We start from the raw sequence: 16760 nt of genomic DNA on the forward strand, positions 1-16760 counted from the left end.
CTCAGTTGCGCAAGCTCAGGTAAAGCGAATTCTTTTTACTTAGTCCCCCATCTTCAAGGCCTGGATAAACGCCTCCTGAGGGATATCCACCTTGCCGAACTGGCGCATCCGCTTCTTGCCTTCTTTCTGCTTGTCCAGCAGCTTGCGTTTGCGCGAGACGTCGCCGCCGTAGCATTTGGCGGTCACGTCCTTGCGCAGCGCCGAGATGGTTTCGCGGGCGATGACCTTGCCGCCTATTGCCGCCTGGATCGGGATCTTGAACAGGTGGTGCGGGATCAGCTCCTTGAGCTTCTCGCACATCTGCCTGCCGCGCTTTTCCGCCGCCGTGCGGTGCACCAGCATCGACAGCGCGTCGACCGGCTCCTCATTGACCAGGATCGACATCTTGACGAGGTCGCCTTCCTTGTAGTCGGTGAGGTGATAGTCGAACGAGGCATAGCCCTTGGAGATCGACTTCAGCCGGTCGTAGAAATCGAAGACGACTTCGTTGAGCGGCAGATCGTAGGTCAGCATGGCGCGCTTGCCGACATAGGAGAGGTCGGCCTGGATGCCGCGCCGGTCCTGGCAGAGTTTCAGGATGCCGCCGAGATAATCGTCGGGGGTCAGGATGGTGGCGCGGATCCATGGCTCCTCGATCGCCGAGATCTTGACCACGTCGGGCATGTCGGCCGGGTTGTGCAGCTCCTTCATCGAGCCGTCGGTGAGCAGCAACCGGTAGACGACGCTCGGCGCGGTGGCGATCAGGTCGAGATTGAACTCGCGTTCCAGCCGCTCCTGGATGATTTCCAGATGCAACAGGCCAAGGAAGCCGCAGCGATAGCCGAAGCCGAGCGCCGCACTGGTTTCCATTTCGTAGGAGAAAGAAGCGTCGTTGAGGCGCAGTTTGCCGACCGCGGCGCGCAGATCCTCGAAATCGGCGGCGTCGACCGGGAACAGGCCGCAGAACACCACCGGCTGCGCCGGCTTGAAGCCGGGCAGCGCCTTGGCGGTTGGGCGCTTGTCTTCGGTGATGGTGTCGCCGACGCGGGTGTCGGCCACTTCCTTGATCGAGCCGGTGAAGAAGCCGAACTCGCCGGGGCCGAGCTCGTCGACATTGATGCGGGCAGGCGTGAACACGCCGGTGCGCTCGACCAGGTATTTGGCGCCGGTGCCCATCATGCGGATGGTCTGGCCCTTCTTCAGCACGCCGTCGATGATGCGCACCAGCACGATGACGCCGAGATAGGCGTCGTACCAGCTGTCGACCAGCATCGCCTTCAACGGGGCCGTAGCGTCGCCCTCGCGCGGCGGTGGCAATTGGTGGACGATCGCCTCCAGCACGTCGGGAATGCCAAGCCCGGTCTTGGCCGAGATCAGCACCGCGTTGGAGGCGTCGATGCCGATCACCTCCTCGACCTGCTCGCGGATGCGCTCGGGCTCGGCGGCCGGCAGGTCGACCTTGTTCAGCACCACGACGATCTCGTGGTTGTTGTCGATCGCCTGGTAGACATTGGCCAGCGTCTGCGCCTCGACGCCCTGCGAGGCGTCGACCACCAGCAGCGAGCCCTCGCAGGCGGCGAGCGAGCGCGATACTTCATAGGCGAAGTCGACATGGCCGGGCGTGTCGATCAGGTTGAGGATATAGTCCTCGCCATTGTTGGCGTGGTACTTCAGCCGCACGGTCTGCGCCTTGATGGTGATGCCGCGCTCGCGCTCGATGTCCATCGAGTCCAGCACCTGTTCCTTCATGTCGCGCAGCTCCAGCCCGCCGGTCAGCTGGATCAGCCGGTCGGCAAGCGTGGATTTGCCATGGTCGATATGGGCGACGATGGAGAAATTTCGGATGTGGTCGAGGGGCGTGCTCATGGCGGCGCTTTAGCAGGGGCTTGTTGCTGCGGCAAGCGCTGTACCGCTGCGGGGGCAAGGTGGGGCGGCTGCCGGGGCAATCGCTTCAGACCTACGACAGTTCGAACTTGCGGCGGAAACCGGCAATTGTCGAAAGTCGGCGCCGCCCCTCATTGCCCTGCCGGGCATTTCTCCCCGTATAGTGACGGGGAGAAGGGGCTGACCGCAACGACGGTGCTCGTCTTGCAACGCTGGTGATTGGCGAAATCGGCGATGAGAGCGCCCCTCTCCCCGTCACTATACGGGGAGAGGATGCCGGCAGGCAGGTGAGGGGCGGCGCCGACGTCTGGAGAAGGGTGGTTACCGCTACAAGCGCGCGAACTTGTCGGCTTTATCGGGGGATGTCGCGGAAAGTCGATAAATTTTAACCAAGTGCGTTAGAGCAATATTCGTGACTGCCATGTTAGCCCGTGGAGATATTCGTTTGTAAGGATCACGGCATGCGGGGGTTAGCAGGCAGGTTTGTCAGGTCGAGGAGCGGCTCGTTCACGCCGATCCTCATCTTCGCCATGATGCCGATTATTGCCGCCATCGGCTTCTCGGTCGACTACACCTCGGCGGTCCAGACCAGGTCGGACATGCAGTCGGCGCTCGATGCCGGCATCCTGTCGATCACCACGATGGACACGAGCTCGACGCTGGCGCAGCGCCAGGTGGTGTTGCAGGATTCCTTCGCCGCCAATGGTGCCCCGACGGGGGCCACGGCGACGCTGAACAGCTTCGTGGTTGACGCCGGCGGCACCGCCACCGCGCAGGCCACGGCAAATTACTCCATGCCGACTGTTTTCATGCAGATCGCCAGGATCAACACCGTGCCGGTCGCCGTCGCCTCGGCGGTTAGCAAGAAGCCGGCGTTGGTAACGTCCACTTTCAAGGTCACCGGGGTGTCAGGCTACTGGAACAAGACGATGACGCTCTACGGCACGCAATTCGGCGCCACGGTGGCCAAGCCGCTGATGACGATCGATTACGTCTACGGCGGCGGCACAGATCCCAAAGGTTACGGCACCACCACCGTCAGCACCATCAACAATTTAGGCGTCTCCACGGTGGTCCAGACGCAGGTCTGCAAGGTCGGCAAAAAACCCCCCAGCGGGGTGACGCTCAACACCGACCAGTATGGCACGAAATATTACTGTGTCGACACGATGATTCCAGCCAACAGCGCCGGCGCGGCGATCGACGTCAGCCTGATGGGCGGCCTCAATCTGCAAATGTACGTGCAACAGGGCAACCCGCAAAACCTCAGTACGAACGACGCGACCACCTCCAACCGGCTTTACATCGACGGCACCGAGGTGCCCAACGGCACGATTGTCGACATCTTCTCCGCCGTGCCCTGCGGCCAGCCCAGCACCCAGGCCTGGGAGGATGGCGGCAACCCGGTGCCGGCGCCGGTCTCCAACGCCGACTTCTCCTACTCCGTCACCGGCAAGTGCGACTTCAACAAGCGGCCCTCCAACACGGTGCTGACGCAGTAGGCGGGGCTCTTCCCGAGAGTGCGGCGCCAGGCCCCCTCTCCGCCTCGCTCCGCGAGGCACCTCTCCCCCACGTCCGTGGGGACTAGGACCGCTAATCTCGAAAGCCGGTCTCGCAGAATCCGGGTTCCTCTCCCCCGCGTCGCGGGGGAGAGGTGTCGCGGCGAAGCCGTGACGGAGAGGGGGGCCTCTCAAGCAAACATACCTTGGCGGTAAGGGCGCCCTCTTCCCTTCTCCCCTTGTGGGAGAAGGTGTCGCCGCAGGCGACGGATGAGGGGTGTTCCAGAAAGCACCAACGCCTCATTCCGTCCAACACCCCTCATCCTTCTCGGCGCTGCGCGCCGATCCACCTTCTCCTACAGGGGGAGAAGGGAAGGCGCTAACGACAACGATCACAAACCGGTGAGCGCTGTAACAAAGCCTGGGCCGGCGGCGAAATGGGGACATGAGCGGCGCATCGGGGCGCCGTCACCCACGGAGCCAGCCGAATGTCGCGTTCCTGCAAGTCACTCGTCGTGTCCAGCCTGAGCGCGCTTGCGCTCGCCACCTCGCTCGGTGCGGCGCAAGCCCAGCCGCTCACCGTGGTCGAGCTGTTTACCAGCCAGGGCTGCTCGTCCTGCCCGCCGGCCAATGCCAATCTGATCAAGGTCAAGGACCAGCCCGATGTGCTGGCGCTGTCCTTCAACGTCACCTACTGGGACTATCTCGGCTGGAAGGACACGTTCGGCCGCCAGGAATTCACCCAGCGCCAGGTCACCTACGAGCCGCCGCTCGGTCATGACGGCCCGTTCACCCCGCAAGTGGTGGTCAATGGCCGTGCCGATGTCGTCGGCGCAGCGCCCGGCGAAATCCAGCAGCTGATCTCGACCGCGGTCCACGCCAGCGGCCCGTCGCTGTCGCTCGACAATGGCAAGGTCAGCATCGGCGCCGGCGCGGCGCCGGGCGGCCGGGCCGATGTCTGGCTTGTGCGCTATGCCAAGGGCGTCGTCGAGGTGCCGGTGGCGCGCGGCGAAAACACCGGCCGCACCTTGCCGCACGCCAATGTCGTGCATTCGCTGGTGAAGCTCGGCAGCTGGACCGGCGGCGCAACCGCACTCGATGTGCCGGCCGCCTCCGGCGGGCTCAGCACCGCGGTGCTCGTCCAGTCGCCGGGTGGCGGGCCGATCCTGGCCGCCGCGACCAACTGAAATTCCCTGCGCATGACCCCGGCAAGGGTCATGCTCGGACAACGACCCGCGCAACGCCGCAGCAGCGGCGCCGCGACAACCCGGCCACCGAAGACGTGCGCCATCATCCCCAACTGCAAGGAGACCATCATGACGACTCTTTCCCGGATAACGCTGCCGGCGCTCGCTCTCGCACTGTGCTCGACGGCGCTGTTTGCCGGCGGCATCGCCCGCGCCGACGACGCGACCAACGCCATGAAGCCCGCCGTCAACGCCATGAAGCCGGCGACCGACGCGATGAAACCGGCCGACGCCATGGCGCCCGACGCGATGAGCACGAACGCCATGAAGCCTGCGGACAACGCTATGAAGCCAGCCGCCGATGCCATGAAGCCGGCAGCCGATGCGATGAAGCCGGCAACGGACGCGATGAAGCCGGCGGCGGATGCCATGGCCCCGGCTAACTAGGGTCGACGATGTTTCCGGCTCCGGTCCTGATATCAGGACCGGATTCGGACGCACGTGAAAGTGAGGCTTCGGCCGCAACTCACCCGTCGCATGATCCCCTCTTATCCAATAGACTCCACATGATGGACGTCACAGGAGCTCAGCCATGACCGACATTCGAAAACCAGTCGCCAGACGACAGTCGAATTTTGCCAGGAGCGCGCTCGCCGCGTTGGCGCTTGCCGCCGTGGGCGCCGCCTTCTGGCTGACGCCGGCGGTTTCCGCCGAGGACGCGGTGGTCATCCCGCCGCCGTCGATCGACGAAAAGGCAGCCAGCGGCAGCGAGAAGGCGATCTTCGCCGGCGGCTGCTTCTGGGGCGTGCAAGGCGTCTTCCAGCACGTCAAGGGCGTCAGCAAGGCGGTCTCCGGCTACACCGGCGGCAGCAAGGATGACGCCGTCTACGAGACGGTCGGGTCAGGCCGCACCGGACACGCCGAATCCGTCGAGATCACCTACGATCCGTCCGTTGTCACCTATGGCCAGCTGCTGCAGGTCTACTTCTCGGTCGCCCACAACCCGACCCAGCTGAATTTCCAGGGTCCCGACTCGGGCACGCAGTACCGCTCGACGATCTTTGCCGAAAACGATGCGCAGAAGAAGATTGCGCAGAGCTACATCGCCCAGCTCGACCAGGCCAAGGTCTTCCCCAAGCCGATCGTCACCACGCTGGAAACCGGCAAGACCTTCTATCCGGCCGAGAACTACCACCAGGACTTTTTGACCCTGAACCCGACCTATCCCTACATCGTCTACAACGACCTGCCCAAGGTGGCGAACCTCAAGCAACTGTTCCCGGCGCTGTACAGCGAGAAGCCGGTGCTGGTGCTGTCGGCCAGCAACTGAGGCAGCTTTGTCGAAGAGGCGTCGGCGGGACAGCGCCCCCCTCTGCCCTGCCGGGCATCTCCCCCTCAAGGGGAGATTGGCGGCTCCGCTGTCCCGCTTACCTTATAGCCGTTGATAGTTGGCGAAAGCGGCTGAGCGCATGATCTCCCTCCTTGAGGGGGAGATGGCCGGCAGGCCAGAGGGGGGGGGTGCCTCGCGCCTGTGCGCCCCTTGCGCCACGCAAACTCCAGCATTGGCGTCTGGTCGACTGCGGGCGGCCGGGTCTTCAGCGATCCCACCGGTCGTAATCTCGCCAGTCCCGCCGCGTCTGCCGCTCCGGCAAGCCGATATCGTGCCTCAGATGGTCGCTTTCCGGTGGCAAGCGGCGCTTGCCCCGCAGTTGCGCGGGCAGCTCCAACGCGATCCGCCATCGACGGCCGGGCAAGGAGGGCGCGCGGCCGCTGTTTGCCATGGCCGCGACACCGGCCGGCATGTCGCCATTGCCGCCTCGAGCGATCGGATCTTCATCAGCGGTAAAAGTAGGGTTCAAGAACCCTCACCTCCGTGATCTTGTCGACCGGCAGCGAGTTCATCTGGGCGGTGCTGCGGATCGCCTCCGGCGAAGGCGCGTCGTAGACGCAGAAAGTGTGCTTCTTGTCGGGCGACACGAAGGACTGCACCCAGGTCACGCCTTTCTCCGCGTTGCGCATGATGACGCCGCCCAGCGCATCGGCGCCGGCTTCGTTCATCGGCACGTTGAGGCCATCCGGAAATGTACGTTCAATCAGGTAACGGGGCATGGGAGGCTTCCCTTTCCATTGCTTCACGCTCGATCTTGAGCGCGGTTGGACAAAGATCACGCTCGCAAAGGACGCGCATCGGAGCCTTTCCCTATGTTTGGCGGGACGATTCCCCATGTTAACGACGTTCAGTGCTGGAGCCACAAAGCAGATACCGAGCCGGGCTATCCTGGCGGGCGAGCTGGGGTGGGGCGGCAGCAACCGGGGTCACCATGAGCGAATGACCATGCTTCTGGAACGGCAGCCACAGCTGGCGCAACTGGACAATCTTCTGGCGCAAGCCGCGCGCGGCCGTGGTCACGTCGCGGCTTTGTCGGGCGAGGCCGGTGCCGGCAAGTCGACGCTTGTCGATGCCTTCGTCAGCGGTACCGGCCAGGAGGCGCGTATCTTCCGCAGCGTTTGCGAGGACCTGTCGATCCCCGATCCTCTCGGGCCGCTCTACGATCTTGCACGCGAGGCGCAATGGGCGATGCCGCAGGCGGTCGACGCCCGGCAGGGACAGCGGCTGCCGCTGTTTTCCGACGCGCTGGATGTCTTCGAGGCGAGGACCGGTGCAACGCTGCTGGTGATCGAGGACCTGCACTGGGCCGATGACGCGACACTCGACTTCGTCCGCTTTCTCGGCCGTCGCATTGCCAACACCCACATCCTGCTGCTCGTGACGGCGCGTACCGATCGCAGCGAGGGGCAGGTGCGCGTGCGCCGGGCGCTGGGTGAAATTCCGGCGGGCAGCGTCGCCCGCATCGACGTGCCGCTCTTGAGCGAAGCAGCGGTGCTGTCGCTCGCCGATGCCGCCGGCCGCGACGGCGATGCCATCTACCGGGCCACGGCCGGCAACGCCTTTTTCGTCACCGAACTGCTGAGCGCCGAAAACGAAACGGCGCTGCCGGCCAGCGTGCGCGATGCGGTGCTGGCGCGCGCGGAACGCCTGTCGGCCGGCGCCCGCTCGATGCTCGACGCGGTGTCGGTATTTCCAAGGCGGGCCGACGCCTGGGCCTTGCACGGCCTGTGCGGCGTGGCCAGTGCCGGCCAGCTTGCGGAATGCGTCTCGAATGGCCTGCTGGACGATCTGGGCGACGGCTATGCCTTCCGGCACGACATCGCCCGCCGCGCCATCGAGACGATGCTGACGACAAGCCACAGACGGGAGTTCAACCAGCGCGCCCTGACAGCGATGCTCGAAAAGGGCGACATTGCCACCGCGCGCCTGGTGCACCACGCGGTCGAGGCGCACAATCTGGAGGCGGTGCGCGAACTGGCGCCGGTCGCCGCCCGGGAGGCTTCCCGCATCGGTGCGCATCGCGATGCCGCCGGCTACTATGAGGTCGCCTTGCGACAGGCTGACGGCCTGCCCATGGAAGAGCGCGCCGGTCTCTACGAGAATTATGCCTTCGAATGCCACCTGATCGGCCGGATCGCCGAGGCCATCGAGGCGCAGCAGCAGGCACGCGTGCTGCAGCGCGCCCTGGGCAATACGCTGAAGGAAGGCGACAGCCTCAGATGCCTGTCGCGTTTCGCCTATCTGATGGGCGACCGACAGGCCGCCGATCTGTTTGGCGCCCAAGCGGTCGCGTTGCTGGAGACCGCACCGGCCGGGCCGGAACTGGCCATGGCCTACTCCAACCTCTCGCAGCTGGCGATGCTGGCCGAACGGCTCGACGAGACATTGTCGTTGGGCGACAAGGCGATCAGGCTCGCCGAACAGGCGGGCCGGCCGGACATCGTCTGCCACGCGCTCAACAATGTCGGCGCTGCCGAACAATGGCTGGACCTGCCGAGCGCGCGGCTGCACCTTGCCCGCAGTCTCGAAATCGCGCTCGAGCAGAATTTCCAGGAACACGCGGCGCGGGCCTTCACCAATTGCGCCTGCAGCGAAATGAACCAGCTGGACTACAACCAGGCTCAGTCCTTTCTCGATCGCGGCATCGACTATTGCGTCGAGAACGACCTCGCGACCTGGCGTGATTACATGCGCGGCGTGCGGGCGCAGTTGCTGCTGCGTTACGGACGTTGGGACGAGGCGGCTGCTGAAGCGCTGGAAGTCGTCACCAACGACCATGCAGCCGCGCTGGTGCGCTATCCCTCCTTGGTGGCTCTGGCGAAATTGCGCCTGCGCCGCGGCGATCCTTCAGCCGAGCCACTTCTTGCGGAAATGAAGCGGTTTTTAGAAAAAGGTGCCGAGCTGCAGAGGCTGCTGCCCTATGCGGCGGTCGTCGCCGAACAGGCATGGCTGGGCGAGGCGGAACAGGACGAGGCGCTGGGGCTGATAGACCTTGCCGAAAGCCTTTCGCCGAAGCGGGCGGTCTTTGCCGAACTGGCCAGCTGGCGGCGTTTGCTGGCGCCGGCGATCGGCCCCGGCGACACGTCCGGCATGGCCGCGCCCTACCAGATGCTTCTGGCTGGCGACTGGCAGGGGGCGGCGGATTTGTGGGCTGCTATGGGCGCTCCCTTCGAACGCGGGCTTGCCCTGGTTCAGGGCGATCAGGCGGCGCAGCGTTCGGCGCTCGAGATATTCGAGAACCTCGGCGCCAGGCCTGTCGCCCAGCACGTGCGCGACCTTATGCGGCGAAACGGTGTCAATCACATCGCCCGCGGACCGCGCCGCACCACGCGCGCAAACAGCGCCGGACTGACCCTGCGCCAGATGGAAGTGCTGCAACTGATCGAGCGCGGCTTCTCCAACAAGCGCATTGCCGACCATCTCGCCATTTCGCCGAAGACGGTCGATCACCATGTCTCGGCGGTTCTGGGAAAACTGGATGCCATCTCCCGTGGCGAGGCGACGGCGGCGGCACGCGACTCGGGGCTGATCTGAAAGCACCGCAGCCTGCTTGATCTGCAGGATGGCGACTGGCGACCGGTAAGGGTCGTCAGTCGTAGGTCAAATCCGTCGCCTTGCCGCCGAACACCCGGTAGGCATAGAACGAATAGAAGATGATGACCGGCAGCACGACCACCGTGCCGGCCAGGATGATGGCCAGGCTTTCCGGCGCCGAAGCCGCCTGCCAGATGGTCAGACGATCGGGCACCACGAACGGGTAGAACGACCAGGCGAGACCGGCAAAGCCGAGCGCGAAGATGGCGGCCAGCGTCAGGAACGGGGTCAGCGAATGGCGGTCGTCGGGCCTCGGCAGATGAAAAGTCTGCCGCCACAGCCACAGGAACAACAGTGCCGACAGGATCGGCAGCGGCGACAGATAGAGCATCGCGGGAAAGACGAACCATTTGTCGAAGATGCGCGGGCTGGCGAACGGCGTCGCCAGCGACACCGCGGCCATGCCGAGCGCGGTCAGCACAAGGGCGGTGCGCAGCCAGCGCACGGCTTTCTTCTGCAGGTCGCCCTCGGTCTTGTAGATCATCCAGGCAGCACCCATCGCCGCGTAAGCCGCGGCAAGGCAGAGCGCCACCAGCACGCCGAACGCCATGCCGCCCGGGCCGACATCGAGGCCGAGCACATAGACGCCCAGCATATAGCCCTGCGCCAGCGAGGCGATGACGGAACCGAGGAAGAAAATACGGTTCCAGCGATGCTTCTGGCCGCTCGGCACCTTGGCGCGGAAATCGAAGGCGACGCCGCGCAGGATCAGCCCGATCAAGAGCACGAACACCGGGATGTAGAGCGCGGTCAGGATGACGCCATGCGCCAGCGGAAAGGCGACCAGCAGCAGGCCAACGGCCAGCACCAGCCAGGTTTCGTTGGCGTCCCAGAACGGGCCGATCGCCGCGATCATCGTGTCCTGCTCGGCGTCTTCGGCGGCGGCGAACAGGATGCCGATGCCGAGATCGAACCCGTCGAGAATGACGTAGATCAGGATGGCGAGGCCCATCAGGCCGGCGAAGATCAGAGGCAGCAGGGTTGGCCAGTCGAAGGTCATTGTCTTCTCCTCACTCGCCGGCAGCCGGCTGCGACAGGGCTGCGTTCATCACGCCTGGCAGCGGCGATGAATCGCCGTCCTTCGCCGCCTTCAGCGCCAGGTGCACCAGCACGCCGAGATAGGCGATCAACAAAAGCACATAGAGGATGAGGTAGATCGCCAGCGTCAGCGCGACATGGCTGCCGGCCACCGGGCCGACTGCATCGGCGGTCTTCAGCACGCCGGTCACCAGCCAGGGCTGGCGGCCGATCTCGGTGGTGTACCAGCCGGCCAGCGTCGCCAGCCAGCCCGACAGCGCCATCGGCACCATCAGCATGGCGAGCGGCTTCGGCAGGCTGTGCCGGCGCTTGAGGAAGAACGCTGCCGACCAGGACACCGCGAGCATCAGCAGTCCCGTGCCGACCATGATGCGGAAGCTCCAGAAGATCGGAAAGACCGGCGGATGGTTGCCGGGATAGTCGTTCAACCCCGGCACAACGCCGCCGATGCTGTGCCGCAGCACCAGGCTGGCGCCGTCGGGGATGGCGATCTCGAGCCTGTTTTCCTTGGCCGCCTCGTCGGGCAGGGCGAAGAGCACCAGCGGCACGTTGGGGCCGGTGTTCCAGTTGGCCTCCATGGCGGCGATCTTCTGCGGCTGGTGCTCCAGCGTGTTCAGCCCGTGCTGGTCGCCGGCGAAGATCTGGATCGGGATCAGGATCGCCGCGGTGAAGACGCCGGTGCGCAGCGCCTTCCACATCGATTCCGAGCGGTCGCCATAGAGATAGCGCAGCGCCGACAGGCCGGCGATCAGGAACGACACCGTCAGGCCGGAGGCGAGCAGCATGTGGACCAGCCGGTAGGGCATCGACGGATTGAAGACGATCGCCCACCAGTCGACCGGGTGCGCGACGCCATCGCGTATCTCGAAACCGGCCGGCGTCTGCATCCAGGAATTGAGCGCGATGATCCAGAAGGCCGAAACGGTCGTGCCGCCGGCCACCAGCACCGTCGCCAGCGTGTGGATGCGGTTGGACACGCGGCGGAAGCCGAACAGCATGATGCCGAGGAAGGCCGCCTCGAGGAAGAAGGCGGTGAGGATTTCGTAGGCCAGCAGCGGACCGGCGATGTTGCCGACCTTTTCCATGTAGCCCGGCCAGTTGGTGCCGAACTGGAAGCTCATGGTGACGCCCGACACCACGCCCATGGCGAAGGACAGCGCGAACACCTTCACCCAGGTGAAATAGGCGCGCATCCAGGCGGAATCGTTTGTCGCGTTGTAGCGGAGCTTGAAGAACAGCAGCACCCAGCCAAGCGCAATGGTGATCGTCGGAAACAGGATGTGGAACGAAATATTCGCGCCAAATTGCATGCGCGACAGGATGAGCGGGTCCATGGTGGGCTCCGGCTGCTTCTAATGTGGCAAGAATATGCCCGTCGCGCCTGTCGGTCAAAGCGGCGTCCCGCCGCGAGGCGGAACGCCGCAGCGTCCGGCCAAGATGACGCAGGCGTGTCGCCGTGTCCAATTGCAACCACCGCCGGCCCGCACTGGCCTGCCTGCAACGATTGTTGAGAACTGTCAGCAGCGGCGTCGACTTGCGGTTGCACGCACCGACATTCAGCCTATATCAGGGGACCTCTTTCAGGCAGCCGTTTTCAGCCATGCCCTCAATCCTGTCCATTTCCGGGGTCTCCAAGACCTACGCCACCGGCTTCACCGCGCTCAAGGAAGTCAACCTCGATATCGAGCGCGGCGAGATCTTCGCGCTGCTCGGCCCCAACGGCGCCGGCAAGACGACGCTGATCTCGATCGTCTGCGGCATCGTCAATCGGTCGTCGGGCACCGTCACGGTCGACGGTCACGACATCAACAGGGACTACCGCGCCGCGCGCAGCCTGATCGGCCTGGTGCCGCAGGAGCTGACCATCGACGCGTTCGAGAGCGTCTGGGCGACGGTCAACTACAGCCGTGGCCTGTTCGGCAAGCCGGCCAACCCGGCCTTCGTCGAGAAGGTGCTGCGCGACCTCTCGCTATGGGACAAGAAGGACGCCAAGGCGATTACGCTGTCGGGCGGGATGAAGCGCCGGCTAATGATCGCCAAGGCGCTGTCGCATGAGCCGCGCGTCCTGTTCCTCGACGAGCCGACCGCCGGCGTCGATGTCGAACTGCGCCAGGACATGTGGGCGATGGTGCGCCGGCTGCGCGAGGACGGCGTCACCATCATTCTCACCACCCACTATATCGAGGAAGCCGAGGCGATGGCCGACCGCGTCGGCGTCATCAACCGCGGCGAGATCATCCTGGTCGAGAACAAGGCCGAACTGATGCACAAGCTCGGCCGCAAGCGGCTGGTGATGGAGCTGCGCAGCCCGCTGACGGCCATTCCCGACACCTTCTCGCGCTATGCGCTGGAGCTGTCGCCGGATGGCGGGCAGTTGACCTACACCTATGACAACCAGGCCGAGCGGCCGGGCGTCGCCTCGCTGATCCGCGATCTCGAGGCCGGCGGCATCCAGTTCCGCGACATCGACACGCAAAACAGTTCGCTCGAGGAGATCTTCGTCAATCTGGTGAGGAGAGAGCAGTGAACCTGCGTGCAGTATGGGCAATCTACCGGATGGAAATGGCGCGTGCCTTCCGCACCGTGCTGCAGAGCATCGTCTCGCCGGTCATCTCCACGTCGCTCTATTTCGTCGTCTTCGGCTCGGCCATCGGCTCGCGCATCACCGAGATCGACGGCATTAGCTACGGCGCCTTCATCGTGCCGGGCCTGATCATGCTCTCGCTGCTGACGCAGTCGATCTCCAACGCCTCCTTTGCCATCTACTTCCCGAAGTTCGTCGGCTCGATCTACGAACTCCTGTCGGCGCCGGTCTCCTATCTGGAGATCGTCATCGCCTATGTGGGCGGTGCAGCGACCAAGTCGATCCTGCTTGGCCTGATCATCCTGGCCACCGCCTCGCTGTTCGTCCCGCTGACCATCCAGCACCCGTTCTGGATGGTTGCCTTCCTGGTGCTGACGGCGGTGACCTTCAGCCTGTTCGGTTTCATCATCGGCATCTGGGCGAAGAGCTTCGAGCAATTGCAGCTGGTGCCGCTGCTGATCATCACGCCGCTGACCTTCCTCGGCGGCAGCTTCTATTCGATCAACATGCTACCCGGCATCTGGCGCACGGTGACGCTGTTCAACCCGGTCGTCTATTTAATCAGCGGCTTCCGCTGGAGCTTTTACGGCAAGTCCGATGTCTCGGTCGGCGTCAGCCTCGGCATGACGATTGTCTTTCTGCTGATCTGCATAGCGATCGTCGCCTGGATCTTCAGGACAGGTTACCGGCTAAGGAACTGACGAAGCTCAGACCTCAAATGGCCTTGACCAGCCGCAGCAGCCCCAGCATCTCCACAAATGTCCCCTTGCGGAAGGCGATGTAGACCGGCTCCTCGACACCGTGGAAGCGGCGTTTGAACGCCGCCTGGCCTTGCAGGTTGAACCTGCGGCGGTTGACCCAGGGCGAGTCATAGGCGCGCTGGAAGGCATTGCGCCAGAAATCGCTTTCGGCAAACCCGCTCGGGCCTACATCGAGCATCGGCGACAGGCCGAGCGTGACCACCGAGATGCCTTGCTCGCGGAAACGGTCGACGGCGAATTTGGTCAGGCCGATCTCGGCGTGCGACGAGGCGTCGATATGCTTGCGCTTGAACGCCGTGGTGTAGCCGATCACCTTGCCGTCGCGAAACAGCGGGTCGAAGTCGAGCAGTGCGACCAGTCCGCCATCGGGGCCGTGCAGGACGAAACGGCGCATGTCGGTGCCGAGATGATCGGCGAAGGGGCGGTTGAGAAAGCCCATCTCCCAGCGCTTGACGATGCGGTCGCCGCGCCAGTTTTCGGAAAGCCGGGCGATTTCGTCGAGATAGACGGTCCGCTTGTCCTCGTCGAACCAAAATCCCTTCTTCAACAGCCAGCGCTCGGAATAGCGCACGGTCTCGTTGCGCTTTCCGGAAAAATCATGGTCGGGCAGGTTGAGGCGGGTGTCGATGCCGAGACGATTGATCTTGTAGCCGAGCCCGGCCAGCACCCGCGCCGTTTCCTCGCCGATCTGTACGAACCACGGGCTGCCGGCGGTTTCGACGAAGCGTCTGATGTAGTCGGGCCGCAGCATTGGAGCCACCACCGGATCGCCGAGCGCGAAATGGCGCCCCATCTTGGTGCCGAAGGCGATGTAGCCGTCGGCGTCGCCGAAATAGGAAAGCTTGCCTTGCACGGCGGTCGAATAGGCAAGCGAGAAGTCACCATGGCGGCGAACAAGCGCCAGGCGCTCGACATGGGTCAGCGTCTGCCGCGCCACCTTTGGCGCGACTTCCTCAAGGATTTTGTCGAAATAGATCCGCAAGGAGGGCATGGTCGAAATTCCGCGAGCCGCCTACAGCGCCGCGCCCAGGACGCGCAAAGGTGCTGTAACACTTTGATTCTGCGCATGACCCGGAAATCGACTCGATTTCGGGCATGCACGTGGGGGAATAGCAGAGACCCGCCAGCCCCAGGGCCTCGAATCAATCACATTGCCGCGACCTGATTACCGCCGATATCGCGCATATGCCATATAGTGCGCAATCGCGGCCGGCGCATGCTCGAAATTCGGGTTCGATTCGCGATATATAAGTCACCGCAGGATCGAGCCGCCGCGGCCTCCCTTGGCGACCACGGGAAGCGTGGCGTCGGAAGGGTCGAATGGAGATCAGAGAAGGAATGGCTGAGACGACCATCAGACCGGTGACGAACGAGCCGGTCGAGCCGGCAATCGTCGTCGGCGCCGGTGCCGCCGGGCTGGCCGTCGCGCATGCCTTGATGAACGCCGGCGTGCCCACGGCGATCCTGGAAAAGGAAAGCCGGCTGGCCGAGCCCTGGCACCGGCGGCACCGGCAATTGCATCTCAACACCCATCGCGATCTGTCTTCCCTGCCCGGTCTTGCCTATCCCCGGGGCACGCCTGCCTTTCCGCACAAGACAGTCGTCATCCGCCATATGAATGATTTCAGGCAGGAGAACCGGCTGCCGGTGCAGTTCGGCGTTGCTGTCGAAGAGATCGTCTTCAAGGGCGATCACTGGGCGCTGCTGACCAGCGCCGGACTGCGCCTGGCCCGCCATGTCGTCATCGCCACCGGCCGCGACAGGCAGCCCTTCATTCCCGAATGGAAAGGCATGAAGGGTTTTGCCGGCCGCATCATCCACGCGGCGGATTTCGGCGACGCGCGGGACTATGCCGGCAGGAAAGTGCTGGTCGTCGGCGCCGGCAATTCGGGCTTCGATACGCTCAATCATCTGGCCGGCATAAACACGGCCGCCATCTGGCTGTCGGCCCGCAACGGCCCCGCGCTGCTGCCCAAGCGGATCGGCAAGATCGCCGTGCATCGGCTTTCGCCGCTCATGGCGCGCTTGCCCTTGCGGGTCGCCGATGCGGTGATGGCGGCGACGCAGCGCCTGGTTTTCGGCGACCTGACCAAATTCGGCATGCCGCCCGCGCCGTCGGGTGGCGCCACCCGGCTGACCTCGGACTACACCGCGATCGCCGCCGATGACGGCGCCGTCAGCGCCATCAAGGCCGGCAAGATCGTTGTGGTGCCGGCGATACGGGAATTCGCCCGCGACGGCGTGATCCTGGCCAATGGCAGCCTGATCCATCCCGACATCGTCATTGCCGCGACAGGCTACCGCACCGGCCTGGAGCCCATGGTCGGCAAGCTCGGCGTCCTCGACAAAAAGGGCGTTCCGCTCTTCAACGGCGGGCAAGCCGATCCGAAATTGCCCGGCCTGTGGTTCTCCGGTATGCGGCCGAGCATTCGCGGCTGTTTTGCCAATGCCGGCATCATGGCCAAGGCGATCACCAAGCGGATTGCCAACTCCGCGGGAGTCTCCCACGACGCTTCACGCTGACTTCGGCTCAAGCCTCCGGAAGCCGACGGCCTGCATCAGCATGTCTTCTTCGACCATGCCGGCATTGTGCAGTGCCAGCAGGGTGAGAGCCAGTTCGCGTGCCTCGGCCGATTCGGGATGCGCTTCGCGCCGCCGGCAAGCTTCGTCGAACACGCGTTGCAAGGTGGCGACTTCGGCCGGCTTGAGCAGGCCACGGTCATAGACGGACTTCGGCATGGCGATCTCCTGGGTAAGACCTAGGGCGCCACGTGTAAATTGCCAATCTTTCCCGGAGCTTGAACGGGTTCACAAGGAAAAAGGAGGGCTTCGGCTCGCCGAAAA

At 64.4% G+C, this 16760-nt stretch carries 15 protein-coding genes; 8 read left to right on the forward strand and 7 right to left on the reverse strand.

Translation table 11 applies throughout. From position 1 onward, the window contains the following. Positions 1-39: 39 nt before the first annotated feature. On the reverse strand, positions 40-1845 hold the full coding sequence (gene lepA / locus HNQ71_RS11945; protein ID WP_184872772.1) for a translation elongation factor 4: 1806 nt from the start codon (positions 1843-1845) through the stop codon (positions 40-42). A 479-nt stretch (positions 1846-2324) separates the two neighbouring features. On the opposite strand from lepA, the gene HNQ71_RS11950 reads away from it, so the two are divergent. From HNQ71_RS11950 to msrA, 4 genes are all read left to right on the forward strand, one after another. Continuing rightward, positions 2325-3365, forward strand: a complete 1041-nt coding sequence (locus tag HNQ71_RS11950; protein WP_184872773.1) for a TadE/TadG family type IV pilus assembly protein — start codon at positions 2325-2327, stop codon at positions 3363-3365. A gap of 485 nt (positions 3366-3850) precedes the next feature. Further along, a complete protein-coding gene (locus HNQ71_RS11955; protein WP_184872774.1) occupies positions 3851-4549 on the forward strand; it encodes a DUF1223 domain-containing protein in 699 nt (232 codons plus the stop codon). Positions 4550-4678: 129 nt separating this feature from the next. Further along, positions 4679-4996 (forward strand): hypothetical protein, encoded by a 318-nt coding sequence (locus HNQ71_RS11960; RefSeq protein WP_184872775.1) that lies wholly within the window; start codon positions 4679-4681, stop codon positions 4994-4996. Between the two features lie 145 nt (positions 4997-5141). Continuing rightward, positions 5142-5879 (forward strand): peptide-methionine (S)-S-oxide reductase MsrA, encoded by a 738-nt coding sequence (gene msrA / locus HNQ71_RS11965; protein ID WP_184872776.1) that lies wholly within the window; start codon positions 5142-5144, stop codon positions 5877-5879. A gap of 265 nt (positions 5880-6144) precedes the next feature. Here msrA and HNQ71_RS11970 read toward each other — a convergent pair whose 3' ends face one another. Both HNQ71_RS11970 and HNQ71_RS11975 read right to left on the reverse strand, forming a co-directional pair. Further along, positions 6145-6408 (reverse strand): hypothetical protein, encoded by a 264-nt coding sequence (locus HNQ71_RS11970; protein ID WP_184872777.1) that lies wholly within the window; start codon positions 6406-6408, stop codon positions 6145-6147. Further along, positions 6386-6658 (reverse strand): DUF4242 domain-containing protein, encoded by a 273-nt coding sequence (locus HNQ71_RS11975; RefSeq protein ID WP_095083851.1) that lies wholly within the window; start codon positions 6656-6658, stop codon positions 6386-6388. Before HNQ71_RS11975 ends, HNQ71_RS11970 begins: the two co-directional genes overlap by 23 nt. 226 nt (positions 6659-6884) lie before the next feature. Between HNQ71_RS11975 and HNQ71_RS11980 the strand changes: the two genes are divergently transcribed. Then, the gene (locus HNQ71_RS11980) at positions 6885-9473 is read left to right on the forward strand and encodes an AAA family ATPase (protein WP_184873320.1); all 2589 of its coding nucleotides are present in this window, start codon (positions 6885-6887) and stop codon (positions 9471-9473) included. Between the two features lie 55 nt (positions 9474-9528). On the opposite strand, the gene HNQ71_RS11985 is transcribed toward HNQ71_RS11980, so the two are convergent. After that, complete coding sequence (locus tag HNQ71_RS11985) at positions 9529-10533, reverse strand: cytochrome d ubiquinol oxidase subunit II (protein WP_184872778.1); 1005 nt, start codon at positions 10531-10533, stop codon at positions 9529-9531. Positions 10534-10543: 10 nt separating this feature from the next. Next, on the reverse strand, positions 10544-11905 hold the full coding sequence (locus HNQ71_RS11990; protein ID WP_184872779.1) for a cytochrome ubiquinol oxidase subunit I: 1362 nt from the start codon (positions 11903-11905) through the stop codon (positions 10544-10546). Between the two features lie 266 nt (positions 11906-12171). Here HNQ71_RS11990 and HNQ71_RS11995 point away from each other — a divergent pair, with 266 nt between their 5' ends. Next, entirely contained in the window at positions 12172-13098 is a 927-nt protein-coding gene (locus HNQ71_RS11995; protein WP_184872780.1) for an ABC transporter ATP-binding protein, read from the forward strand. Further along, a complete protein-coding gene (locus HNQ71_RS12000; RefSeq protein WP_184872781.1) occupies positions 13095-13856 on the forward strand; it encodes an ABC transporter permease in 762 nt (253 codons plus the stop codon). Before HNQ71_RS11995 ends, HNQ71_RS12000 begins: the two co-directional genes overlap by 4 nt. A 13-nt stretch (positions 13857-13869) precedes the next feature. Here the strand turns inward: HNQ71_RS12000 and HNQ71_RS12005 are convergent, their stop codons facing one another. Next, entirely contained in the window at positions 13870-14907 is a 1038-nt protein-coding gene (locus HNQ71_RS12005; protein ID WP_184872782.1) for a phosphatidylglycerol lysyltransferase domain-containing protein, read from the reverse strand. Between the two features lie 347 nt (positions 14908-15254). Here HNQ71_RS12005 and HNQ71_RS12010 point away from each other — a divergent pair, with 347 nt between their 5' ends. Next, positions 15255-16439 (forward strand): flavin-containing monooxygenase, encoded by a 1185-nt coding sequence (locus tag HNQ71_RS12010; RefSeq protein WP_184872783.1) that lies wholly within the window; start codon positions 15255-15257, stop codon positions 16437-16439. Here HNQ71_RS12010 and HNQ71_RS12015 read toward each other — a convergent pair. Further along, on the reverse strand, positions 16431-16655 hold the full coding sequence (locus HNQ71_RS12015; RefSeq protein ID WP_184872784.1) for a hypothetical protein: 225 nt from the start codon (positions 16653-16655) through the stop codon (positions 16431-16433). The genes HNQ71_RS12010 and HNQ71_RS12015 overlap by 9 nt on opposite strands. Positions 16656-16760 lie beyond the last annotated feature (105 nt).

Source organism: Mesorhizobium sangaii (genome assembly GCF_014207355.1).
Lineage (GTDB): Bacteria > Pseudomonadota > Alphaproteobacteria > Rhizobiales > Rhizobiaceae > Mesorhizobium > Mesorhizobium sangaii.